The sequence below is a fragment of the Duganella sp. CY15W genome, assembly GCF_009857555.1.
Classification (GTDB): domain Bacteria; phylum Pseudomonadota; class Gammaproteobacteria; order Burkholderiales; family Burkholderiaceae_D; genus Rugamonas; species Rugamonas sacchari.
In genome coordinates, this window is record NZ_WWCQ01000005.1 from 246429 (window position 1) to 270182 (window position 23754).

At 65.0% G+C, this 23754-nt stretch carries 15 protein-coding genes; 3 read left to right on the forward strand and 12 right to left on the reverse strand.

Annotated features, from left to right (window positions below; genetic code table 11):
• Positions 1-14: 14 nt before the first annotated feature.
• From GTP58_RS23655 to GTP58_RS23685, 7 genes are all read right to left on the reverse strand, one after another.
• Positions 15-1910 (reverse strand): response regulator, encoded by a 1896-nt coding sequence (locus GTP58_RS23655; RefSeq protein ID WP_161079538.1) that lies wholly within the window; start codon positions 1908-1910, stop codon positions 15-17.
• Complete coding sequence (locus GTP58_RS23660; RefSeq protein ID WP_161079539.1) at positions 1907-3283, reverse strand: sensor histidine kinase; 1377 nt, start codon at positions 3281-3283, stop codon at positions 1907-1909. Before GTP58_RS23660 ends, GTP58_RS23655 begins: the two co-directional genes overlap by 4 nt.
• Positions 3280-4299 carry an ATP-binding SpoIIE family protein phosphatase gene (locus GTP58_RS23665; protein WP_161079540.1) on the reverse strand — a complete coding sequence of 340 codons (1020 nt, stop codon included), beginning with the start codon at positions 4297-4299 and terminating at the stop codon, positions 3280-3282. The genes GTP58_RS23660 and GTP58_RS23665 overlap by 4 nt, the downstream gene beginning before the upstream one ends.
• The gene (locus GTP58_RS23670) at positions 4287-4757 is read right to left on the reverse strand and encodes an anti-sigma regulatory factor (RefSeq protein ID WP_161079541.1); all 471 of its coding nucleotides are present in this window, start codon (positions 4755-4757) and stop codon (positions 4287-4289) included. The genes GTP58_RS23665 and GTP58_RS23670 overlap by 13 nt, the downstream gene beginning before the upstream one ends.
• Complete coding sequence (locus tag GTP58_RS23675; protein ID WP_161079542.1) at positions 4754-5113, reverse strand: STAS domain-containing protein; 360 nt, start codon at positions 5111-5113, stop codon at positions 4754-4756. The genes GTP58_RS23670 and GTP58_RS23675 overlap by 4 nt, the downstream gene beginning before the upstream one ends.
• A 7-nt stretch (positions 5114-5120) precedes the next feature.
• Positions 5121-5984 (reverse strand): STAS domain-containing protein, encoded by an 864-nt coding sequence (locus tag GTP58_RS23680; protein WP_161079543.1) that lies wholly within the window; start codon positions 5982-5984, stop codon positions 5121-5123.
• Positions 5985-6065: 81 nt separating this feature from the next.
• Positions 6066-9767 carry an ATP-binding protein gene (locus GTP58_RS23685; RefSeq protein WP_161079544.1) on the reverse strand — a complete coding sequence of 1234 codons (3702 nt, stop codon included), beginning with the start codon at positions 9765-9767 and terminating at the stop codon, positions 6066-6068.
• Positions 9768-9875: 108 nt separating this feature from the next.
• Here GTP58_RS23685 and GTP58_RS23690 point away from each other — a divergent pair, with 108 nt between their 5' ends.
• Positions 9876-14234, forward strand: a complete 4359-nt coding sequence (locus GTP58_RS23690; protein WP_161079545.1) for a DEAD/DEAH box helicase — start codon at positions 9876-9878, stop codon at positions 14232-14234.
• A gap of 56 nt (positions 14235-14290) precedes the next feature.
• Complete coding sequence (locus tag GTP58_RS23695; protein WP_161079546.1) at positions 14291-16306, forward strand: AsmA family protein; 2016 nt, start codon at positions 14291-14293, stop codon at positions 16304-16306.
• Positions 16307-16312: 6 nt separating this feature from the next.
• Here GTP58_RS23695 and GTP58_RS23700 read toward each other — a convergent pair whose 3' ends face one another.
• From GTP58_RS23700 to GTP58_RS23720, 5 genes are all read right to left on the reverse strand, one after another.
• Positions 16313-17647 carry a sigma-54 dependent transcriptional regulator gene (locus GTP58_RS23700; protein ID WP_161079547.1) on the reverse strand — a complete coding sequence of 445 codons (1335 nt, stop codon included), beginning with the start codon at positions 17645-17647 and terminating at the stop codon, positions 16313-16315.
• The gene (locus GTP58_RS23705) at positions 17644-19437 is read right to left on the reverse strand and encodes an ATP-binding protein (RefSeq protein ID WP_161079548.1); all 1794 of its coding nucleotides are present in this window, start codon (positions 19435-19437) and stop codon (positions 17644-17646) included. The genes GTP58_RS23700 and GTP58_RS23705 overlap by 4 nt, the downstream gene beginning before the upstream one ends.
• Positions 19438-19471: 34 nt before the next feature.
• Positions 19472-20467 carry a porin gene (locus tag GTP58_RS23710; RefSeq protein WP_161079549.1) on the reverse strand — a complete coding sequence of 332 codons (996 nt, stop codon included), beginning with the start codon at positions 20465-20467 and terminating at the stop codon, positions 19472-19474.
• A gap of 27 nt (positions 20468-20494) precedes the next feature.
• A complete protein-coding gene (locus tag GTP58_RS23715) occupies positions 20495-21742 on the reverse strand; it encodes a dicarboxylate/amino acid:cation symporter (RefSeq protein ID WP_072788445.1) in 1248 nt (415 codons plus the stop codon).
• A 219-nt stretch (positions 21743-21961) separates the two neighbouring features.
• Complete coding sequence (locus GTP58_RS23720; protein WP_161079550.1) at positions 21962-22894, reverse strand: LysR family transcriptional regulator; 933 nt, start codon at positions 22892-22894, stop codon at positions 21962-21964.
• A 113-nt stretch (positions 22895-23007) separates the two neighbouring features.
• Between GTP58_RS23720 and GTP58_RS23725 the strand changes: the two genes are divergently transcribed.
• The gene (locus GTP58_RS23725; protein ID WP_161079551.1) at positions 23008-23754 is read left to right on the forward strand and encodes an SDR family oxidoreductase; all 747 of its coding nucleotides are present in this window, start codon (positions 23008-23010) and stop codon (positions 23752-23754) included.

The following is a 23754-nucleotide window of genomic DNA, read 5'->3' on the forward strand; positions in this document are numbered from 1 at the left end:
AGTACAGCGGCGCGCTAGCCGCCCTTCAGCACCTGTGCCAGTTCATCAAAGCTGGCAGGTTTCACCAGGTGATAGTCAAAGCCCGATGCCGCCGTATTTTCCCGGTCGCGCTCCGAGCCAAAGCCGGTATGCGCAACCAGCCGGGTATGCGTGAACAAGGGGTCGGCCCGCAGCATGCGCGCCACCGCATGCCCATCCACATTGGGCAGGCCGATGTCCAGGATGATGACGTCCGGCCGGTGTTCGCGCGCCAGCGCCAGCGCGCCGTCGGCATCATGCGCCAGGTGGATGGTATGTCCCATAAACTTCAGCAGCTCGCCCATCACTTCGGCCGAATCGACGTTATCGTCCACCAGCAGCACGCGCCGCGCCTCTGGCGATTCCGGCGACGGCGAAGGGGCGGCCGGCGCCGGTGCCTGCGCCAGCAACGGCAGCTCGATGACAAAGGTACTGCCCTGGTCGATGCCCGGGCTGTCCGCCATGACGCTGCCGCCATGCATGCCCGCCAGCGTCGACACCAGCGACAGGCCGATGCCCAGGCCATCGTGGGCGCGATCATGCGCCGATGCGCCCTGCGCGAACATATTGAAGATGCGCGGCAGGTTGTAATCGGTGATGCCGATGCCATTGTCGCTGACGGCAATCCGCACCGTCTGCGGTGCCGGCATACTCACCCGCAGCCGGATCTCGCCGCCACGGTTGGTGAACTTGGCGGCATTGTGCAGCAGGTTGCCGACCGCCTGCGCCAGCCGCACCGGATCGCCGTGCAGCCAGATCGGCTGGGGCGGCACCTCCAGATACAGTACGTGCCCGCGCGCCTCGATCAGCGGCCGCGCCGTCTCCAGCGCCGGCTCCAGCACCGCGTGCAGTTCCACATCCTGCATGCGCAGCATCAGCTTGCCCTCGGAGATGCGCGCCACATCCAGCAAATCATCCACCAGCCGTGACAGATGGCCGACCTGGCGCATGATGACTTCGCGCGCCTTGTGGTGGACTTCCGCCTGTTCGACGCCGGTGGCATTCATCAGCGCGACCGCATTGCGGATCGGGCTCAGAGGATTACGCAGTTCGTGCGCCAGCGTGGCCAGGAAGTCGTTCTTGTTTTCGTCCGCCGCATGCAGCAAGCCCTCCATCTGCTTGCGGTGCGTGATATCGCTGGTAATACGGGCAATACGGTACGGGACATCGGCCGCGTCGCGCACCGGGAAAGCGCGGTCGCGCACCCAGCGCTCGGCGCCACCGGCCAGCAACAGCCGATACTCCTGGTCATAATGCTCGCCCTGGCGCACTGCCTGCCAGTGCGCGGCGACGGCGGCGCGGTCCTCGGCATGGATGGCCGCCAGCCAGTCGTCCGGCGATTGCTGCAGCTGCGCAGTGCTGCGGCCCCACATCTGGTCATACGCCTTGCTGACATACAGCAGCGCGCCGCCTTCCAGATCAAACATCCAGAACACGTCCTCGATATTGTCGGTCAGCTGGCGGAACCGTTCTTCACTGTTCCGCAATGCCATCTGGGTGCGTTGCAGGCGCAGCAGCGCATTGACGTTGGCGATCAGTTCATCCGCTTCGATCGGCGCCGCCAGGTAGTTGTCGGCGCCGCCTTCCAGGCCGCGGATTTTGTCATCGCGGCCGGTCAGCGCCGCCGAGGTTTGCAGCACCAGCACAGTGCAGGTGCTGACGTCGGCCTTGATCTGGCGGCACACTTCTATGCCATTGATGTCGGGCAGTTTGACGTCGAGCAGTACCAGCGCCGGCACCAGCTTGCGCGCCATGAGCAGCGCATCGGTGCCATTCGCCGCTTCCGCCACCTGGAAACCGGCGTTCTGCAGGATGCGGCTCTTCACATAGCGCGCGCCGTCGTTATCATCGACATTGAGGATCAGCACCGTGCTGTTGTTGATTTCGTTCATGATGTAGCGCTCCCATCGGACTCAGCTGGCTGGTAGCGCAGCGGCAGGTGCAGGAAAAATGTCGAGCCGACGCCGGGCGCGCTGCTGACGTCCACGGTACCGCCCAGCAGCGTGGCCAGCTTGCGGCACAACGGCAGGCCCAGGCCCGTGCCCTTGCTGCGCCGCTGCAGCGGGTTTTCGATCTGGCTGAACTCCTCGAAGATCAGTTGTAGGTTGTCGGCGCTGATACCGATGCCGGTGTCGCTGACCGTCAGCGTCACCCAGTCCGGATCTGGCGCCACCTGCAGCGCCACCGTCACCTGGCCGGATTCAGTAAATTTCAGCGCGTTGGAAATGAAGTTGCGCAGGATCTGCGCCACCTTGCCTTCGTCCGACATCATCGTCACTGCGGTTTCCGGCAGCTCAAACACCAAGCCCACGCCGGCATTGCGGGGCAAAGGGCGCAGCATGCCTTTCAAGGTGCTGAACAAATCCGTCACATTGAGTGGTGCAATCGACAGTTGCACCTTGCCCGCCTCGATCTTGGCCAGGTCCAGCAAGTCGTTGACCAGCTCCGACAAATCGTTGGCAGCCGTGGCGATAAAGCTCACCTGGCGCTCCTGCTCGACCGTCAATTCGCCGTCCATGCGGTCCAGCAGCAACTTGGCCAGCGCGCGGATGGAACTCAGCGGCGTGCGCAGTTCGTGGCTGGTGTTGGACAGGAAGCGCGATTTCATCTCGTCGGCCTTGCGCAGGCGCTCCGCCTTTTCCTCGATCTCGGCATACAGCGCGACCACGCCGCGATTGGTGTCTTCGAGTTCGCGCGTCAAGGCCAGCAAGTCATCCTGGCGCTCGCGCAGTTCGGCCAGCGCCGCCGCCAGTTCGCGGTTCTGCTGCTGCATTTCCGAATAGGTATTCTGTACCGGGCTGGCGGCCAGCTGCGCCGTCAGGCGCTGCAGCGCCATGCCGTCGATGCGCTGCCGCCCCGGCACCACCTTGCGCATGGCGACATGCAGGCCGCCGTCATCCTGCTCATGCACGCTGCAATCGTCCATCAGCCGATGCGCCGTGACCACTGCATTCTCCAGCTGCACCGCAGGCGGCTCCGCATCCAGTCCGGGCGCCTGCGCCACCACCCGCGCCGCACTTCTGGCGGCACGCACCACCACGCTCAGATGCTGTGTACCACCGAGCATCTCCAGCGCGAATATGGCCCGACCGCCAGCCACCCTGCCGCAGGCGCAGCGCGCCACTTCCGACACCGCCGTCGCCACCCGCACCTGGTCCTGCACGCTGAAGCCGAGCAGGCCGGAGATCTGGCGCGCGCGCTGGCGCACCATCACCACATCCGGCTCGCTGTCGATGCCCACCTGCAGAATGCGCGCCTGATTCACGCCACCTCCGGACAGCGCAGCACCAGCACGCTGGCATCGTCGCGTTCCCGCGCATAATCGCGCAGCAGTACCGCGGCGATCACCGATGGCGCGCATGCCATCAGTCCGGGGTATCCCCCAAGGTCCCACTGGGTGCTGATGCCGTCGCTGGCCAGTATCACCAGCGCACCCGGAGCGGAGGGCACGGTAAATTCCTGCACCTTGCGCATGTTATGGCCAACGATACCGTTATGCGACACCAGCTGGCGGCGCGTGCCCTGCTCGATCACGCAGGCGCCGATATTGCCCACGCCAGCAAAGTACAGTTGCCGCTGCGCCGGGTCCAGCAAGGCCGTGGCCAGTGCCGCGCCGCGCGTGGGCCGTAGCGCCGCGTGACAGGCCTCGATCTGCGCCGCCGGCCGCAGTTGCGGATGCTTTGCCAGCGTCTGCAGCGCCGCCGCCGCCGCCCTGGCCGCTTCCGGACCATGGCCCAGGCCATCGGCCACCATCAGTGCCAGTGGCGCCTGCCCTACAGCAAACGCCCAGGCATCGCCGCTCTCGGTTTCTCCTGCCAGCGGCAGGCAAACGCCGCCCGCAGGCAGCGGTACGGCAGACGCCTCGCGCCATAAGCGCATGAAAAACACCGCCCCCTTGCCTGCCGGGGCATAGACATCGAATTCGTCGGACAGGCGCCGCAGCGCGCCCAAGCCGGTGCCGGCGGTACCGGCGCTGGAAACGCCGTCGCGCAAGGCTTGCGGCAGGTTGCCGATACCTGGACCTTTGTCGATCGACAGTACTTCGACCCCGCGTGCCTCGCCGGCATGAATCGCCGTCAGCAGCATGCGGCCCTCGCGGGCATGTTTAAGCACATTGGTGGCCGCTTCGGTGATGACGATGGCCAGCTGGCCGGCACGCGTTTCATCGAAGTCCTGCTGCTGCGCCAGGCGTTGGCCCAGGCGCCGGGCGGCGGCGATATCGCTGGAGTGCGTGATCTCAACCCAGTGAGATCCCGCCAGCGAGCTGTTTATTTTTTCCATTTGAGAATGGCTACCGCCGTCCCTTCACCACTGCGTGAATCAATTTCAAACTCATCGACCAGGCGCTTGGCGCCGCCCAGCCCCAGGCCAAGTCCGCCGCCGCTGGTATAACCATCGCGCAGCGCCTGTTCGATATCGGCGATGCCGGGACCATCGTCGGCAAACACCAGCCGGATGCCGCTCGGGCCGCCACTGCCGACGGTCTGTGCCAGCACCACGCCGCCGCCGCCGTACTTGATGGTGTTGCGCGCCAGTTCACTGGCGGCAGTCACCAGCTTGGTCTGCTCGACCAGGCTCAGTTTCAGCGCCAGCGCCATTTCGCGCACCAACTTGCGCACACCGACCACATGCTCATCGGTTTGCAGCGGCAGGGTCACACTGCTCTGAACCTGCTGTCCGCCACCGCGCAACAGGCGTGAATTGAAGCGCACCGCATCGGGCGCATGGACCGTGTTCATGACTGGTAGCTCTTGCCTAACAGTATCATCCCCTTCTCCACATTGAGCGCTGTTTTAACGCCCGGCAGGGTCAGGCCCAGTTCCACCAGGGTGATGGCCACCGCCGGCTGCATGCCCACCAGCACAGTCTGCGCATCAAGCACGCGCGCCATGGCGGCGGTATTGCTGATCATGCGGCCAATGAAGGAGTCGACCAGGTCCAGCGCCGAAATATCAATCAGCACCCCCTTGGCGCGGTCCTTCACAATGCGCTCGGTCAGGTCGTCCTGCAAGGCCATCGCCAGACGGTCATGCATATCCACCTGGATGCTGACCAGCAGCATGTCGCCTATGCGAAGTATCGGAATGCGGTCCATGCGCGCCTCACGCCGCATTGCGGGTTACGCTGGCGCCAACCCGGGCCAGCGCCACCACCAGCGCATCGGCCAGGGTTGCCTTGGTCATCACATCTTCCAGATTCACGCCCAGGTGCACGATGGTCTGGGCAATTTGCGGGCGGATGCCGCTGATGATGCAGTCAGCGCCCATCAGGCGCGCGGCGGCGATGGTCTTCAGCAAATGCTGCGCCACCAGCGTGTCCACCGTCGGCACGCCGGTGATGTCAATAATCGCAATCGCGGCGCCCGTTTCAACGATCTTCTCCAGCAGGCTTTCCATGACGACCTGGGTGCGCGCGCTGTCCAGCGTGCCAATCAGCGGCAGCGCCAGAATGTCCTGCCACAGCTTGACTACCGGCGTCGACAGTTCCAGCAACTCCTGCTGCTGGCGCGCGATGATCTGGTCGCGGCTCTTCTGATAGATCTCGATGGTGTACAAACCCAGTTTGTCGATCAGTGCGGTGATGCTCCACGACGCTTCCGCCAGCACTTCCGGCTCGCTTGCGAGCGCCGTGCGCATGGCGCCGAACAGCGGCTGCTTGAGCGAGAAGACATAGGTCGCGGTTTCGCTCGGCGTCGAGCCCTGGCGCGCGCGCTGGGTGGATATTTCAGACAGCAGATCGCGCAGCTCGTCATAGCCGCGGCCGTCGATGCTGTCGAAACCTTCGCTCTGTACGGCCGCCGGCAGCAGGGCCAGGAACTGGCTGCAGTGGCGGCGCAACTGCTCGTCGGAGGCGGCATCGCTGCGGAACGACAGCGCCTGCAAATTGGCGATCCACTCGGCCAGGATTACGGCTTCGTGCTGTTGAATCAAGGTGCTGATGCGGCGCGTCAGGTCATTCGAGCTCATTCCATCCCCATTTTGAAGTGATATTGGTGTCAAACCTACAAGTGGCGTCTAGCATAGCAGGCTACAAAAAATTCTGTAAGGCTATTTTTCTACAGTGCGGAGGGCTGGCGGCGCATGCAGCAGCGCATCCAGCCGGACCAGGTCGACCGGCTTGGCCAGATGGCACTCAAAACCGGCTGCCAGCGCGCGCTGGCGGTCTGCGGCCTGGCCGTAGCCGGTCACCGCAATCAGGCGCAACGGCGTCTTGCCGGCCTGCTCCAGCAGGCGCGCCGCCAGTTCGTAGCCATCCATGCCGGGCAGGCCGATATCCAGGATGCCGACCTGCGGCACCCACTGCGCCGCCGCTTCCAGCGCGGCTGGCGCGCTGAACGCCACCCGCACCACATGTCCCAGCAGTTGCAGGGCTTCCGCCAGGGCATGGGCCGCATCTTCGTTGTCGTCTACCACCAGGATCTCCAGCTGGCCCTGCCCAGCATGCGCCGAGGCGGCCACGGTGGAGGTGATCGACTGGCCGGCATCATCCAGCAACGCCATGCGGACGCTGAAGACGCTGCCGTCCCCTATCCCCGCGCTGTGCGCCGTCACGCTGCCGCCATGCAGCTCCATCATGCTGCGGGCAATCGCCAGGCCCAGTCCCAGCCCGCCCTGCGACCGGCTGAGCGCCTGCCGCTCCTGGGTAAACCGTTCAAACACGGAGCCCAGCATCTCGGCCGAGATACCGATGCCGTTGTCGCTGACATCGATCAGCAGCTGATCGCCGTCGCGCCGTGCCTTCACGCCGAGGCAGCCGCCCGGCTCCGTGTACTTGGCCGCATTGGTCAGCAGATTGGCCAGCACCTGGCCCAGGCGTCCCGGATCGGCCAGCACCATGAGTTCCGCGGCCGGCACATCGATGCTCAGCGTATGGCGCTTTTGCTCGATCAGCGGGCTGGCGGTTTCCACCGCGCGCGCCACCACCTCGGCAATATCGACCGGTTCCCGGCGCAGCTGCACCTTGCCCTCCGCCACCCGCGACACATCCAGCAGGTCGTCCACCAGCGCCACCAGGTGGTTGGTCTGGCGTTCGATGACAGCGCGCTCCTTGGCGGCAAAATCGCCGCCGCGCATCCGCATCAGCTGCAAGGCCGTGACGATGGGCGCCAGCGGATTGCGCAGCTCATGGCCCAGCATGGCGAGGAATTCATCCTTGGCGCGGTTGGCCGCTTCGGCCGCGCGCTTGGCGGTGGCCAGTTCGGTCACCTCAAACGCCACCACGGCCACGCCTTCCACCTTGCCGCTGTCGTCAAACAGCGGATGGTAGACAAAATCGAACCAGCAATCCGTCAACGGCAGGCCGGCACTCCGGCTCAGGCGCAGGTGCACCGAACGGCCGACGTACGGCTGGCCGCTGGCCAGCACGCCATCCAGCAGTTCGTAAATGCCCTGCATGTCCAGTTCCGGCAGCGCCTCGCGGATCGGCAGCCCAAGCAGCCGGCGATTGCCCAGCAGGCGCTGGTAGTAATCGTTGGCCTGTTCGTAGACGTGCTGCGGTCCGTTCAGAATCGCGATGGCGACCGGCGCCTGGCTGAAAATACTGCGCATGCGGCGCGCCGCCTCATCCTGCGCCCCGCGCACGCGCTGGCGCAGACGCAGCACCTCGATACGCGCCGACAGCTCGCGGCCGGAGAACGGCTTGACCAGGTAATCGTCAGCGCCGGCCTGCAAGCCTTCCAGGCGCGCCTCCTCCCCGGCCCGCGCCGACAGCAGCATGAACGGGATGTCGCGCGTGGCCGGCTGCGCGCGTACTGCGGCCAGCAGGCCAAAGCCGTCCAGCTGCGGCATCATGACATCGGACAGTATCAGATCCGGCGCATCGCGTTCGATGATGGCCAGGGCTTCCAGACCGTTATTGCACACCTCCACCTGCCATTGATGCTGCAGCAGCCGTTGCAGATAATCGCGCATGTCGGCGTTGTCATCGGCGATCAGCAGGCGACCGTGCACGGCACAGCCTTCACATGGCGCGGCCTGCTGCTGCCCCCAGCCCTCCGCTTCCGTCACATAGGCGGCGGCATTGCTCTGCATCGGCCGCGCCGGCGCCAGCGCCAGTTGCTCGGCCGGCAAATGGGCGCTGCCCAGCGGCAGTGCCACGCTGAACACCGTCCCGCGTCCCAGCACACTTTCCACGCCGATCTCGCCGCCATGCAGCGCCACCAGGTCATGGACCAGCGCCAGGCCGATGCCCGAACCTTCATGCGTGCGCGAACGGGCGCCCTCAACCCGGTGGAACCGTTCAAACAGATGCGGCAGCTGGTCATGCGGAATGCCGCTGCCGGTATCGGCCACCGACAGGCGCGCCTGTCCGCCGGCACTGCGCAGGCTCACGCGGATCTCGCCCTCAAACGTAAACTTGAAGGCGTTGGACATCAGGTTCAGTACGATCTTTTCCCACATCGACGGATCGACATAGACTTGCTGCGGCAGCGCCGGACAGTCCACCACCAGCCGCATGCCGGCGCCCTCCACGGCGGAGCGGAAGCTGCTGGCCAGATCGGCCGTCAACGCCGCCAGGTCGGTCGGCGTAAACCGCGCTTGCGCCCGGCCGGCCTGTACGCGCGAGAACTCCAGCAGCGTGTTGACCAGTTTTTGCAGCCGTAACGCGTTACGCTGCACGATCTGCAGACGTTCGCGCTGCGCCAGCGGCAGCGAGGCATCCGCGTCTTCGAGCGCGTCCTGCACGGGGCCGAGCAGCAGTGTGAGCGGCGTGCGGAATTCGTGGCTGACGTTGCTGAAGAACTGCGTCTTGGCGCGGTCCACTTCCGCGAGCATCTCGGCGCGCAGGCGTTCATCCTCCGCTGCGCGCGCATGGCGTATTGCATTGCCGGTCTGGTTGGCGATCAGTTCCAGAAAGCTGCGGTAATCCGCATCCAGCCGGCGCGCCGAGCTGACCCCAAGCACCAGCGCACCGGAATCCAGCAGCGGCAGCACCAGCGCTTCACGCAAGGGCTGCTGGGCCAGGCCCAGCGGCACGCCCGGCGGCGGCAACGTCATGCTGATGAGACGTGGCGCGGCTTCCGCGATGACCGCGTCCACCTCGAACACGTCGCGCGCGCCGTCGATCTCGCCATGCGTGGCCTGCAGCAGTTGCAGCCTGCCCTGAGCGTCGGTCAGGTACATTTGCGCGAATGGCACGTCGTCCGGATTGCCGCCGATGGCGTCCAGCGCAATCGCGCAAGCGCCATGCACGGTCTTTTCCTGCAGGGTGCGGGCGTTCAGCTCCGACAGCGTACGCAGGCGGCGCGCATACAGATGACGGTCGGTGACATCCAGGTTGGCGCAGAACAGACCAGCGACATTGCCCGATTCGTCACGCACCGGGCTATAAGAGAACGAATAAAACGTCTCTTCCAGTACGTCGCCGCGGCGCATGAACAGGCGCTGGCCATCGGCCATGGTCGATACGCCGTTTTTGAACACGCGTTCCACCAGCGGGCCGCAGTAGTCCCAGATCTCGGCCCAGACTTCGACCATGGGGCGGCCCAGCGCCCAGCGGTGCTTGGCCATGCCCAGCACATCGATATACGCGTCGTTGTACAGAAACGTCACTTCATCGCCCCAGCCTATCCACATCGGCTGCGGCGAGTTGAGCATGAGACTGACCACGGTCTTGAGGCTGTGCGGCCACTCCGCGATGGGCCCCAGCGGCGTGCCGGCCCAGTCATGGGCGGAGATCATGGCCCCCAGCTCGCCGGGAGCAATCAGAAAACGGGGAATATCCGGGGGCGCGGCGGCAGGCATGGTCATGGAAACAGGCTTCGTGAAATTCATCAATTACAATATTTCAAGGTTACCATGACCAAGGGAAACACAGCGCAGGTTTAAGTTCCCCATCTCGCCCCCATCTGAGACTGCATGACAAAAGCTCCCAACGCCGCCATTGCCTACCATTTCCACCCTGCGGTGGCGGCCTGGTTCAGCCATACATTCCCCTCGGCAACAGAAGCCCAGCGCCAGGCATGGCCACTGATCCAGTCCGGCCAGCCGACGCTGATCGCCGCGCCGACCGGTTCCGGCAAGACCCTGACCGCCTTCCTCGCCGCGATTGATGCGCTGGTGCGCGAAAGCACCGTCACGCCGCTGCCGGATCAGACACGGGTGTTGTATGTGTCGCCATTGAAGGCGCTGTCGAACGACATCCGCGTCAACCTGCTGGCGCCGCTGGAAGGCATCGGCCGGGAGTTGGCGGCCATGGGCATGGCGCCGCACGGCATCCGCACTGCCGTCCGCACCGGCGATACCACGCAGGCGGAGCGCAACGCCATGCGCCGGCGCGCGCCGCACATCCTGGTATCGACGCCGGAATCGCTGTACGTGATGCTGGGGTCGGACAGCGGCCGCGCCATGCTGGCCAATGTGCGGACCGTGATTATCGACGAGATCCACGCGGTCGCCGGCAGCAAGCGTGGCAGCCACCTGGCCCTGAGCCTGGAGCGGCTGGATGCCTTGTGCACGCAGCCGCCGGTGCGGGTCGGCCTGTCGGCCACGCAAAAGCCCATCTCGGCGGTGGCGGATTTCCTTGCCGGCGCTGGCCGCAGCTGCGCCGTGGTCGATGTCGGCCATGTGCGCGCGCGTGACCTGAACCTGGAACTGCCGCCGGTGCCACTGGAAGCCGTGATGGCCAACGAGGTATGGGAACGCGTCTACGACCGCCTGGCGGAGCTGACCGTCATGCACCGCACCACGCTGATCTTCGTGAACACGCGGCGCATGGCGGAGCGCATGGCGCGGCATCTGGCCGACCGCCTCGGCCCCGAGCATGTCGCCGCCCACCACGGCAGCCTGGCCAAGGAATACCGGCTGGATGCCGAGCAGCGGCTCAAGCGCGGCGAATTGCGAGTGCTGATTGCCACCGCATCGCTGGAACTGGGCATCGACATCGGCGATGTGGACCTGGTGTGCCAGATCGGTTCGCCGCGCAGCATCGCATCCTTCCTGCAACGCGTGGGCCGCTCCGGCCACCATGTCGGTGGCCTGCCCAACGGGCGGCTGTTCCCGACCTCACGCGATGACCTGATCGAATGCACAGCGCTGCTGGACTGCGTGCGCCGCGATGAACTGGACATGCTGCACATTCCGCCGGCGCCGCTGGACGTGCTGGCGCAGCAGATCGTCGCGGAAGTGGCATGCCGCGAATGGCGCGAGGACGAGCTGTTCGCGCTGCTGCGCCGCGCCTCGCCCTACGCGCAACTGGAGCGCAAGCGCTACGACGAGGTGCTGCACATGCTGACCGACGGCTACAACAGCCGCCAGGGCGTGCGCGGCTCCTACCTGCACCGGGACACCGTCAGCGGCACCTTGCGTGGCCGCCGGGGCGGCAAGATGACCGCCGTGATGTCCGGCGGGACCATCCCCGACAACGCCGACTACACCGTGCTGCTGGAACCGCAGGGCCAGAATATCGGCACGGTGCACGAAGACTTTGCGGTGGAGAGCCTGGCCGGCGACGTGTTCCAGCTTGGGAACACCTCGTATCGCATCCAGCGCATCGAGGCGGGCAAGGTGCGTGTGGAGGACGCGCATGGCGCCGCGCCCAACATCCCGTTCTGGCTTGGCGAAGCGCCGGGACGTACCGATGAACTCTCGGCCGGCGTGGCGCGCCTGCGCGGCGAGCTGGATCGCGTCATGGCCGCAGCGGAGGATGGCGAAGCCGCTATCGAGAACGCGGTGGGCTGGCTGATGGAACATCTGGGCTTGCAGGACGTGGCGGCACGCCAGATCGCGGAATACCTGGCACGGTCGCGTGCCGCATTGGGCGCCCTGCCGACGCGCGATACGCTAGTGATGGAACGCTTCTTTGACGAATCGGGCGGCATGCAACTGGTGCTGCATGCGCCATATGGCAGCCGTATCAACCGCGCCTGGGGCCTGGCGCTGCGCAAGCGCTTCTGCCGCACCTTCAATTTTGAATTGCAGGCAGCGGCGACCGAGGACGCGATCGTGCTGTCGCTGTCCGACAGCCACAGCTTCCCGCTGGATGAGGTGTGGCGCTACCTGCGCTCCAGCACGGCCGAGCATGTCCTGATTCAGGCCCTGCTTGATGCACCGCTGTTCAACGTACGCTGGCGATGGAACGCCACCACGGCGCTGGCCTTGCCGCGCTTTACCGGCGGCCGCAAGGTCGCTCCGCAGCTGCAGCGCATGAAGAGCGACGACCTGCTGGCATCGGTGTTCCCGGATCAGGCGGCATGCCTGGAAAATATCGTCGGCGAACGGGAGTTGCCAAGCCATCCACTGGTGGACCAAACACTGGACGACTGCCTGCACGAGGCGATGGACAGCGAGGGCTGGCTCGCACTGCTGCGGCGCATGGAGGCCGGTGAAGTGCGCCTGCTGTCGCGCGACCTGCCGGCGCCGTCACCGCTGGCAATGGAAATCCTCAACGCGCGCCCCTACGCCTTCCTGGACGACGCGCCGCTGGAAGAGCGCCGCACCCGCGCCGTGGCCGCGCGCCGCTGGACCGATCCCGCCTCCAGCGACGACCTTGGCGCGCTGGACGTCGGCGCAATTGCCGCCGTGGCGGAGGAAGCCTGGCCGTCCGTGCGCAACAGCGACGAAATGCATGAAGCCCTGATGTCGCTGGCCTGCATCACGCCTGGCGAGGCCGCCAGTCAGGATGGCTGGACGGCATGGCTGGACGGTCTGGCCGCCAGCGGCCGCGCCACGCGCTTGCAGAATCAACGCGACGGCGTGGACCTGTGGGTGGCGCGCGAGCGGCTGCGCTGCGTGCATGCGGCCTATCCCGAAGCCGTAGCATCCCTGGCGCCGGAGGGTGACGAATGGACGCGTGATGCGGCGCTGGTCGAGATACTGCGCGCGCGGCTCAGCGGGTTTGGTCCGCAAACGGTGGCCGCGATTGCCGCGCCGCTGGCCCTGCCCGCCTCCACCGCCACCATCGCCCTGACGCAGCTGGAGAGCGAAGGCTACGTCATGCGCGGCCGCTTCACGCCCGGCGTCACCGTTGAAGAATGGTGCGAACGCCACCTGCTCGCGCGCATTCACCGCTACACCATCAAGAGCCTGCGCCGCGAAATCGAACCCGTCGAGCGCCAGGACTTCATGCGCTTCCTGTTCGAGTGGCAGCATCTCGCGCCCGACGCGCAGCTGCAAGGCCAGGACACGCTGGCCGAAGTGCTGGCCCAGCTGGAAGGCTACGAGGCCGCCGCCGGCGCCTGGGAAAGCGACCTGCTGGCCCAGCGCGTGCGCGACTACAGCGCCCTGTGGCTGGATGAGCTGTGCCGCGCCGGCAAAATCGTCTGGACCCGCGTCGGCGCGCCTGCCAGTGCCGCCGGCGGCCCCGTGCGCAGCACGCCGCTGGTGCTGCTGCCTCGCCGCCAGCTGGGCTTGTGGCACGCACTGCCCGCGGTTGCAAGCGAGATCGAAGTCTCGCCGCGCGCCGCGCGCGTGCTGGAAACCCTGCGCCACAACGGCGCCATGTTCTTTGACGAGCTATCGCACGACGCCCGTCTGCTGCCCGTCGAACTGGAAAACACGCTGGGCGAACTGGTGGCCACTGGCCTGGTCAACGCCGACAGCTACGCCGGCCTGCGCGCCATGCTGGTGCCGGCCAACAAACGCCTCACCAACAGCGACAAGCGGCGCCGCCGTGGCGCCGGGCCGACCATGGAGGAAGCCGGCCGCTGGGCAATCGTGCGCCGTGGCGACGATGTCACCATCACCACCCGGCCCATGGAAACAGCGGATGCCAAACCTGCGCCCCAGCGCACGTCCACCACCGCCCGCAAGCCGCGCACCGATCCGGACACGCTGGAACACATCGCCATGACGCTGCTGCGCCGCTACGGCGTCATGTTCTGGCGTTTACTGGAGCGCGAGGCTGCATGGATGCCAAGCTGGCGCGAGCTGCTGCCCGTCTATCACAGGCTGGAAGCGCGCGGCGAGATACGCGGCGGGCGTTTCGTGGCCGGTCTCTCGGGCGAGCAGTTCGCCCTGCCGGAAGCCATCCCCTTGCTGCGCGAAATGCGGCGCCGGCCCCACGATGACAGCTACGTCTGCATTTCCGCAGTTGACCCGCTCAACGTCTGCGGCACGCTGCTGCCTGGCGACAAAGTCCCGGCCCTGGCCGGCAACCGCATCCTGTTCAAGGACGGCGCTGCCATCGCCACGCAGGTGGCAGGCAAGTTCCACTACGCGGTTGACGCCGCAGACCGTGAACTACTCCACGCTTACCTGGTAGGCAAGCCACCGGTTTAACCCTACTGTGGCTTACCGCACATAACCCGCGCCGCGCGAGGCGTAGCATGGGTGCCATGAAAAAATCGCGCCCACTCAAAATCGTACTCGGCTTATTCGCCACGCTCGCGCTGGTGCTGGTAGCAGTCGTGATCTTTATTCTGACCTTCGACTGGAACCGGGCTCGCCCCTGGATCAACCATCGTGTATCCGACAGCATCGGCCGCGAGTTCGCCATCAACGGCGACCTGCGCGTCCACTGGGAGCAAGGCGACGCCACCGAACCGGGCTGGCGGCGCTATGTGCCGCGTCCCCGCATCAGCGCGGCCAACGTCAGCATCGCCAATCCGGCATGGACCACAGCGGGTCCGCAGATGGCCAGCGTCGGCAGCATCGTGGTTGCCGTGCACCCGCTGCCGCTGCTGCACAAGGAAGTCGTCATCACCGATCTCGAAGTGGACAAGGTAACGGTCGCCGCGCAGCGCCGTGCGGACGGTAGCAATACCTGGACCTTCAAGGACAACGGCCCGTCCGAATGGGAGGTCGATATCCAGCGCCTGTCGCTGGGTGAAGGCGACCTGCGTTATCTGGACGACGGCATCAAGCTCGATCTGCGCGCCAAAGCCAGCGGCATCAACGAAGGCGCCGATGCCCAGAAATACGGCCTGCGCTTTGACCTCAGCGGCAGCTACCGCAACGCGCCGGTCACCGGAGGCGGCAAGGTCGGCAAGGTGCTGACGCTGCGCGATGAGCACAGCAACTTCCCCGTGCAGGCACAGGCCAACCTGGGCAAGAACAAGATCGCCATCGAGGGCCAGATCACCGATCCGCGCGCGCCGGCGGGGCTGGACTTGAAACTGTCGCTGGGCGGCGCCAGCATGGCCGACCTGTATCCGCTGACCGGCGTGCTGCTGCCTGAAACGCCGCCGTACGCCACCACGGGCCGTTTGATCGGCAAGAAAGCCGGCGCCATCTGGAACTGGACCTACAAGGACTTCAGTGGCACGGTTGGCGGCAGCGACCTCGAAGGCACGCTGGCCTACAGCCCGCGCAAGCCACGTCCGCTGCTGACCGGCGCCGTCACCTCGCGCCAGCTGCGACTCGAGGATCTCGGCCCGACCATCGGCGCTGAAAGCAACGAGAAAAAAGCCAACCGCGGCAAACCGCAGAACCAGCCGGACGACAAGGCGCTGCCGGTGGAACAGTTCAATACCGCCAAGTGGGATGCGCTGGATGCCGACGTCAAATTCACCGGCAAGAAGCTGGTACGTACGCACGATATTCCGCTGCAGGACATCGAAACGCACATCAAGATGAACAACAAGGTGCTGACGCTGACGCCACTCAACTTTGGCATGGCCGGCGGCGACATCACCTCCAACATCAAGCTCGATGGCCGCCAGAAGGTAATTGACGCCCAGGTCCGCATGGCCGCGCGCCACCTGAAGATCCGCCAGCTGTTCCCGAAACTCGAATCGATGCAGGCCAGTGTCGGCGAAGTGACCGCCGACGCAGCGCTGGCTGGCAAAGGCAACTCCGTCTCCGCCATGCTGGCCACCTCCAGCGGCGAAATGGGCGCCACCGTCAGCGAAGGCTCGGTCAGCAAATTTATTCTTGAAGCGGCTGGCCTGAATATCGCCAACCTGGTGTTTGTCAAACTGTTTGGCGACAAGCAGATTCAGTTGAACTGCATGGCCGGCGACTTTGTGGTGGAACACGGCAAGGCGGAAGCACGCCGCTTTGTGGTCGATACGCAGGAAGCCGTCATCAACGTCAGCGGCAATGTGGACATGGCCAAGGAAACGCTGGACTTCGACGTGCGCCCGCACACCAAGGGTGTACGCATCATTTCGCTGCGCACCCCGCTGTATGCGCGCGGCACCTTCACCAACCCGGACGTCGGACCGCAAAAAGGTCCGTTGGCGCTGAAAGCCGGTGCGGCCGTGGCGCTGGCTACTGTCGTCAGCCCAATAGCGGCCGTGATCCCGCTCATTAATCCGGGCAAGGTGGAGCCGGTGGACTGCAAGGCGCTGCTGGCAGAAGCCAACCAGACCCGCAGTGAAGCCAGGACGGCGCCGATCAAGAAGCATTAAGCCGCATTAAGCCTTGTAGCCGTCGGAGCTCAGGCCGTATTTCTGCATCTTGTAATACAGCGTCTGCTTGGGGACGCCCAATGCCACACTCACCTCGCTGACGCTGCCGCCGGCCTTGCGCAACTCCTGCTCAATCACGGCGCGCTCGAAGCCGCCCACCTGGTCGGCCAGCGGCACGGCGGTCTGGCTGCGTTCGGACAGCAATCCATCGCCGCCGCTCGCCAGGCCAAGCACAAAGCGTTCGCCGATGTTGCGCAGCTCGCGCACATTGCCCGGCCAATTATGCGCCATCAGCGACTGCATCAGCGGCCCGGGTACTGGCGGCGCCTCGCGCTTGTAACGCGCTGCGGCGCCCAGCACAAAGTGCTCGAACAGCAGCGGAATGTCTTCTCGCCGCTCCCGCAATGGCGGAATGTGCAGCACGATCAGGTTCAAACGGTAATACAGGTCGCTGCGGAATTTCTGCTGGTCCGACCAATCCTTCAGGTCTACCTTGGAGGCGGCGATCACGCGCACGTCCACCGGTACCGGGCTGTTGGAACCCAGGCGCTCGACGTAGCGCTCCTGCAGCACGCGCAGCAGCTTGACCTGCAAGGCCATGGGCAGGCTTTCGATCTCGTCGAGGAACAGCGAACCGCCGTCCGCATGCTCGATCTTGCCGATCTGGCGCCTGGACGCGCCGGTGAAAGATCCCGCCTCGTGCCCAAACACTTCGCTTTCAAAGATGGTTTCCGGGATCGCACCGCAATTGAGCGCAACGAAAGGCCGCTGGCTGCGGCGGCTGAACTGGTGCAGGCAGCGCGCCACCATCTCCTTGCCGGTGCCGGTTTCGCCGTAGATCAGCACATCGGCCGGTTCGTCGGCCAGATTCAGAATCATCTGCCGCAGTTCGCGGATGCCGGCAGAGTCGCCCAGCAGCGTCGCCTCGATGCCCTCGCCGTGCTCGATGCGATGGCGCAGCGCCGCGACCTCCAGGATCAGCCGGCGGGTATCCAGCGCCCGCTGCACCACATCGGTCAGCTGCTCCGATGAATACGGCTTGGGGATGAAGTCATACGCGCCGCTGCGCATGGCGCCCACCGCCATGCTGATATCGCCATGGCCCGTCACCAGCACCACTGGCACCTGCACATCAATCGACTTGACGGCTGCCAGAAAATCCAGGCCGCTCATGCCAGGCAGGCGCACATCGCTGACGATCACGCCGGCAAAGCCCGGTGTGACCTGCGCCAGCGCCGGCTCTGCGGCGGCAAACGCTTCGACCTCAAAGCCTGCCAGGTCCAAGGCCTGCGCACTGCCTGCGCGCACGCTGGCGTCGTCTTCAATCAATAACACTTTCATATTGTCTCCTGCTCCACCAGCGGCAAGGCGATGACAAACCGGGCGCCGCCAGCGGCGGTGACTTCGGCGCGCAATTCGCCGCCGAACTCACGGACGATCTGTTCCGAGATCGCCAGGCCCAGTCCCAGTCCCTTGCCCTGCGGCTTGGTGGTGAAAAATGGTTCAAACAAATGGGTCAGGATTTCTGCCGGTATGCCCGGACCCGTATCCGCCACGCCGACCAGCGCCCACGCGCCATCGCGCTCGACACTGACGGTCAGCTGGCGCGTTGCGCAATCGGCCATCGCGTCCAGGGCGTTGGTGAACAGATTGACCAGCACCTGCTCCAGCCGGTTGCTGTCGCATAGCGCGTGCACGTGCTGGTCGCGCACCGCCATGCGGAAGTTGACCCGCTCCTGTTCCACGCGCCGCTCCACCAGAAACAGCGCCGCCGTGATGGCTGCGGCCACCGGCACCGCCGTCAGGCTGGTATCGGCTTTGCGTGCGAACTGCCGCAACTGGCCAGTCAGCACACCCATGCGGCCAACCAGTTGCGACACCGTGCCCAGATTGCTTTTGGCCTCGTCCAGCCGTCCACGCTCGATCAGCACGCGGGCGTTGTCGGCCATGGTCCGCAGGGCCGTCAACGGCTGGTTCAGTTCATGCGTGATGCCAGCCGCCATCTGGCCGAGCACCGCCATCTTTCCCGCCTGTACCAGCCCGCTCTGCGCCTGCCGCAAATCCTGCGCCATCTGGTGCAGGCTCGCGGTGCGCTCGGCCACCTTGTGTTCCAGCTCATCGTTCGCGCGCTGCAAATCCGCGCGTGCGCGTCGCCGCTGCAAGCCATACAGCACCAGCATCAGCAACAGGGCCTGCAGCAGCAAGGCAAACACAAACGCCGTGCGGGCGCTGTTACGCGCGCCGCTCAGGTCCGACAGGTAGACGAAGCGCCATTGGCGCGGCGCCAGCGAACGGCTCTGGCTCAACACGGCCACATCGCCCGCCTGCGGCAGCGCCACCGTGGCGGTACCGCCGTTCATCTGGCGCAGCGTACGCATGTCCAGCGGCGTCAACTCGTGAGAAAAATACTGGCGCGAAGCCGCCAGCTCACGCAGCGCTGCCGGCGGCAACGGCGCCAGCGTGTGGTACTTCCACTCCGGTACGGAACTGAGGAACACCACGCCGTAGGCATCCGCCAGCAGCACCTTGTCGGCGCTCTGCATCCAGCCCTGCTCCAGCCGCTCGATATTCACCTTGACGGTGGCTACGCCGAGCATGCGGCCATCGCGGTAAATGCCGTGCGCAAAAAAGTAGCCCGGCTCACCGCTGGTGGTGCCCACACCGTAAAAGCCGCCCGGCTTGCCGCGCAAGGCATCGCGCACATAGGGCCGGAAGGCGACGTTATCGCCGACAAAACTGTTCGGCGAGCGCCAGTTACTGGCCGCCTGCGTCACACCTTGCAGATTGACGATGTAGATGGTAGTGGAACCGGACTGGCGGTTCAGCTGCTCCAGATAGGTGTTGACCTCGCCGCGCAGCGCTTCGTCGCCGGGGTGCTGCAGCAGTGCCAGCACATCCTTGTTCAGCTCCAGGGTGCGCGGCAGGAAATCATACTTGGACAGCAGGTTTTCCAAGCTGACCGCGTAGGTGTCGAGCCGCTGTTCGCCGGCCAGTTGCGCCTTCGACATGGCGGCATCGCCAGCCCAGCGGCCGGCAAAACCGGCCAGCGTCAGCGCGACTGCCAGCGCCAGCGCCCACAACGCCAGCCTGTGAACCGGCCTTGCCGGTCTGGCGGCGTGCGATGCTGCCATAGTGTCCCCTACATGATGTTATTTTTTATTAGCATTAAAACACGTGCCTTACACCTAGATTAACACCAGTGGTACCCGACCCGGTATCCGCAGCAGTACCTACGTGGAAAGCCGCAGTACTACTGTTGCGTATATGCCCATAAGCTGCATATATGTCGGTACGGCGGGACAAGGCATGGCTGTAACCCAGCGCCGCCTGGACCGCATTGCGCTGCGCCGATGTGGTGTCGTGATGGCGGATGACAGAGGCGAACAGCCTGTCGGCGCCGCTCATTTGCGCACTCACGCCCAGCATGGTGTCGTGGCTTTCATTGCCCAGCACATCGCGGTTGCGCGCGTGCGCCAGGTGGCCGGTGACATCGCCAAAGCGGTAACGCCCCACCAGCATGGTGTTGCGGCTGTGCGCCGACGCCGTGGCGTTATCGCGCTGCTGATGGGCCAGCGCAATGGTCAGCGGGCCGTTTTCGTAGGTGCCGCTGGCGCCGATGTAGCGGTTGGCCGCGCTGTTACCGGCCGTCTCGCCAAAGCCATACTGCACATCCGCACTGAAGCCGCGGAAGCGTGGCGTGATGTATTCCACCGTGTTGTCGGCGCGCGTGGTGTCGTCAAAAATGTTTTGCGCATTGCCGGCCATGCCGGTCGCAAACGGGTCGGCGACATTGTTCAACGTTTTATAGAACGGCGTGTACTGGTGGCCGACGCTGAGCGCCCCCGCTTCGCCGGTCACGCAGATCAGGGCCTGGCGGCCAAACAGCGCGCCGTTCTGCTTGGCCGCGCCGGTGTCGATCGAGTAGCCGTTTTCCAGGATGAAGGTCAGTATCGTACCGCCGCCCAGGTCCTCCTTGCCTTTAAAGCCCAGCCGCGAGCTGGACGCCACGCCGTTTCCAAGTTTCTGTACAGCGCCGGCGTCGCCGCCGCGTTCCAGTACCAGGCCGGCATCCGCAACGCCGTACACGGTCAATGAAGATTGCGCCTGCGCGCCCAGCGATACTACGGCCAGCGCGACGGCGCTGATGACATGCTTCTGCATCTGTGAGTCTCCAGTTGTGATTATTATTTATTTCGCGGGTACTTCTTCATCCAGCGCGCCTTCCCACTTGGCGACGACGGCGGTGGCCACGGCATTGCCGACGGCGTTGGTGGCCGAGCGGCCCATGTCGAGGAATTGGTCTATGCCCATCAACAGCAGCAGGCCTGCTTCGGGAATGTGGAACTGGTTCAGCGTGGCGGCGATCACCACCAGCGAAGCGCGCGGCACGCCGGCGATACCTTTCGACGTCACCATCAACAGCAGCAGCATGGTGATCTGCGTACCGAGCGACAGGTCGATGCCGTAAGCCTGGGTGATGAACAGCACGGCGAAGGTGCAGTACATCATCGAACCGTCCAGATTGAAGGAGTACCCCATCGGCATGACAAAGCTGGAGATCTTGCGCTTGACGCCAAACTGGTCCAGCGCCACCAGCAGCTTGGGATACGCGGCCTCCGAACTGGCGGTCGAAAACGCCAGCAGGAACGGTTCGCGTATCAGCACCACCAGGCGGAATACGCGTTTGCCGATGAAGGCAAAGCCGCCCAGGATCAGCAGCGCCCACAGGCACGCCAGCGCCAGATAAAAGCCGCCCATGAATTTGGCGAAGGTCGCCAGAATGCCCAGGCCATTGGTGGTAATCACCGATGCCATGGCGGCAAACACCGCCAGCGGCGCCAGGTTCATGACGGTACCGGTGATGCGCAACATGACTTGCGCCAGCTGATCGATGACGCCGGTGAGCTGGCGGGCCGAGTCGCCCAGCGCGCCGAGCGCACCGCCGAAGAAGATCGCAAACACCAGCACCTGCAGGATTTCGTTATTGGCCATCGCCTCGATCGGCGACTTCGGCACCATGTGGGCGATGAAGTCTTTGAGCGTGAAGGCCGAGGTTTTCAGGCCGGTAACCGCATCGGCGGGCGGCAGCGGCAAGCCAAGGTGCGCTCCCAGCTGCATCATGTTGGACAGCAGCATGCCCAGCAGCAGCGAGATCAGCGAGGCGACCACAAACCAGGCCATGGCCTTGATGCCGACCCGGCCCGCGGTTTTGGCGTCACCCATGTGGGCGATGCCCACGGTCAGCGTCGAGAACACCAGCAGCGAGATGATCATTTTGATCAACCGCAGGAAGACGTCGGTGATGATGGAGATATGCGCGGCAATGTCAGCGCTGAGCTTCCGGTCCTGGATGGTTTCGTGGCAGCCGTAGCCGACCAGTACGCCAAGCACCATGGCCAGAAGAATATAGATGGTAAGGGGACGTTTCTTTTTCACAGCTTCTCCGCTTTTATAGTTGTAAGCCCGGCAAGTGCCGTGACTGGGAGGCGGAATAGCAATGGCTGTGCCAGCGCAGCACTGCGCCGCAAGCCATTGAAAAGAAAGGAGATTCTCGTGAGAAACAGTGCTAGACGAGGCTAGTCAGCCCAGCAATCTGGACGCGCAAAAGGCGGTTTGTATGAAAAGTTGGACGAGCGGCCGCGCGATGGGGGGCGATTAGCGGCCGTGGCGGAAGCGCGCCGCGTGGCCGCTGGCGCGGAATTGTTCCACCATGTGGTCGACGAAAACCCTTACCTTGGCCGGCACCAGCTTGCGGCTGGAATAGTAAATCGACAGCGGACGGGTTTCGGCAAACCAGTCGGGCAGCACACGCACCAGCGCGCCGCTATCGAGCAGCGGCAAGGCATGCGGCATGGGCAGCATGCCGATGCCCATGCCGCATGCCGCCGCGTGGGCGATGGCTTCCGGATCATCCAGCACCAGCACCGGACGCACGCTGGCGACCACTTCGTCGCCGGACGTGTTCTTCAAGGTCCACGGCATCAGCCGGCCAGTGCTCAGGGAACGCCGCAACAGGCCGCGATGCCGCGCCAGGTCTTGCGGCTGCTCGGGCGCCGTGTGCGCCTTCAGGTATTCCGGCGACGCTGCCAGCACAATGTCCACCCGCGCCAGCTCGCGTGCAATCAGCGCGTCGGTCAGCTCGATGCCGCCACCGATGCCGACATCGTAGCCCTCGGCGATCAGATCCACCTGGCGGTTATCGAAATGCAGATCCGGCACCACGTCCGGATAGCGGCGCGCGAACTCCGGCAGCAGCGGCAAAAAATACTGCCGCCCCACGGCATACGCCAGCGACACCTTGAGCGTGCCGGCCGGCTTGCCCGCGCCCTGGCTCAGGTCCGTCAGCGCGTCTCCAATTTCACTCCATGGCAGCCGCACCTGCCCATACAGCCGTTCGCCATCGGTGGTCAGCGCCAGGCTGCGGGTGCTGCGCTGGAACAGGCGCACGCCGAGCCGCAGCTCCAGCCGGTTGACGCTCTTGCTGACCGCAGCCGGCGTCAGCCCCAGGCGGCGCGCGGCCGCAGAGAAACTGCCCTCGTCGGCCGAGGCGATAAAGGCATCTAGATAGCTGCTGAGTTCGGTAAACATGGGTTCATCTTATACCAATGGTTGAAACTGTAGGTGATATTTCATGACTACCGCGACAAGCTGGGGGCGACCATACTGTGTTCATCAACCAACCACTCCCGAAAGGAAACATCATGAACACCACCAAACTCGCAGGTAAAGTCGCTTTCATCAACGGCGGTTCGCGCGGCATCGGCGCTGCCACTGCCCGTCGCCTGGCGGCGGAAGGTGCGAAAGTCGTGATCGGCTACGGCGCATCGGCCATCGCAGCGGAAGCGCTGGTCGGCGAAATTGAAGCGGCCGGCGGCACTGCATGGGCCATCAAGGCTGATGCCGCCAACGCCACGGAACTGACCAACGCCGTCAACGCCGCTGCTGACCGCTTCGGCCGCCTGGACATCCTGGTCAACAACGCCGGCGTGCTGCACCTGGGTCCCGTGGACCAGTTCTCGCTGGAAGATTTCGACCGCACGCTGGCGATCAATGTGCGCGCCGTGTTTGTGGCCTCGAAAGCCGCTGTGGCGCACATGAAGGATGGCGGCCGCATCATCAACATCGGCAGCACCAATGCGCAGCGCATGCCGTTCCAGGGCGGCGCGGCTTACGCGATGAGCAAATCGGCGCTGGTCGGCCTGGTTAAAGGCATGGCACGCGACCTGGGTCCACGCAACATCACCGTCAACAACGTGGCCCCTGGTCCGATCGATACTGAAATGAATCCGGCGGAAAGCGACTTTGCCACCGTCATGCACGGCCTGATGGCCTTGCCACGCCACGGCAAAGCCGAAGAAGTCGCCGGCATGGTGACCTACCTGGCCGGTCCGGAAGCAGGCTTCGTCACCGGCGCCGACCTGCTGATCGACGGCGGCTTCGCAGCGTAA

Bases quoted from the DNA above. Each gene is read 5' to 3' on its own strand.
- GTP58_RS23655 (WP_161079538.1), bottom strand. From the start codon at position 1,910: ATGAACGAAATCAACAACAGCACGGTGCTGATCCTCAATGTCGATGAT.
- GTP58_RS23665 (WP_161079540.1), bottom strand. From the start codon at position 4,299: ATGGAAAAAATAAACAGCTCGCTGGCGGGATCTCACTGGGTTGAGATC.
- GTP58_RS23670 (WP_161079541.1), bottom strand. From the start codon at position 4,757: ATGAACACGGTCCATGCGCCCGATGCGGTGCGCTTCAATTCACGCCTG.
- GTP58_RS23675 (WP_161079542.1), bottom strand. From the start codon at position 5,113: ATGGACCGCATTCCGATACTTCGCATAGGCGACATGCTGCTGGTCAGC.
- GTP58_RS23680 (WP_161079543.1), bottom strand. From the start codon at position 5,984: ATGAGCTCGAATGACCTGACGCGCCGCATCAGCACCTTGATTCAACAG.
- GTP58_RS23685 (WP_161079544.1), bottom strand. From the start codon at position 9,767: ATGACCATGCCTGCCGCCGCGCCCCCGGATATTCCCCGTTTTCTGATT.
- GTP58_RS23690 (WP_161079545.1), top strand. From the start codon at position 9,876: ATGACAAAAGCTCCCAACGCCGCCATTGCCTACCATTTCCACCCTGCG.
- GTP58_RS23695 (WP_161079546.1), top strand. From the start codon at position 14,291: ATGAAAAAATCGCGCCCACTCAAAATCGTACTCGGCTTATTCGCCACG.
- GTP58_RS23700 (WP_161079547.1), bottom strand. From the start codon at position 17,647: ATGAAAGTGTTATTGATTGAAGACGACGCCAGCGTGCGCGCAGGCAGT.
- GTP58_RS23705 (WP_161079548.1), bottom strand. From the start codon at position 19,437: ATGGCAGCATCGCACGCCGCCAGACCGGCAAGGCCGGTTCACAGGCTG.
- GTP58_RS23710 (WP_161079549.1), bottom strand. From the start codon at position 20,467: ATGCAGAAGCATGTCATCAGCGCCGTCGCGCTGGCCGTAGTATCGCTG.
- GTP58_RS23720 (WP_161079550.1), bottom strand. From the start codon at position 22,894: ATGTTTACCGAACTCAGCAGCTATCTAGATGCCTTTATCGCCTCGGCC.
- GTP58_RS23725 (WP_161079551.1), top strand. From the start codon at position 23,008: ATGAACACCACCAAACTCGCAGGTAAAGTCGCTTTCATCAACGGCGGT.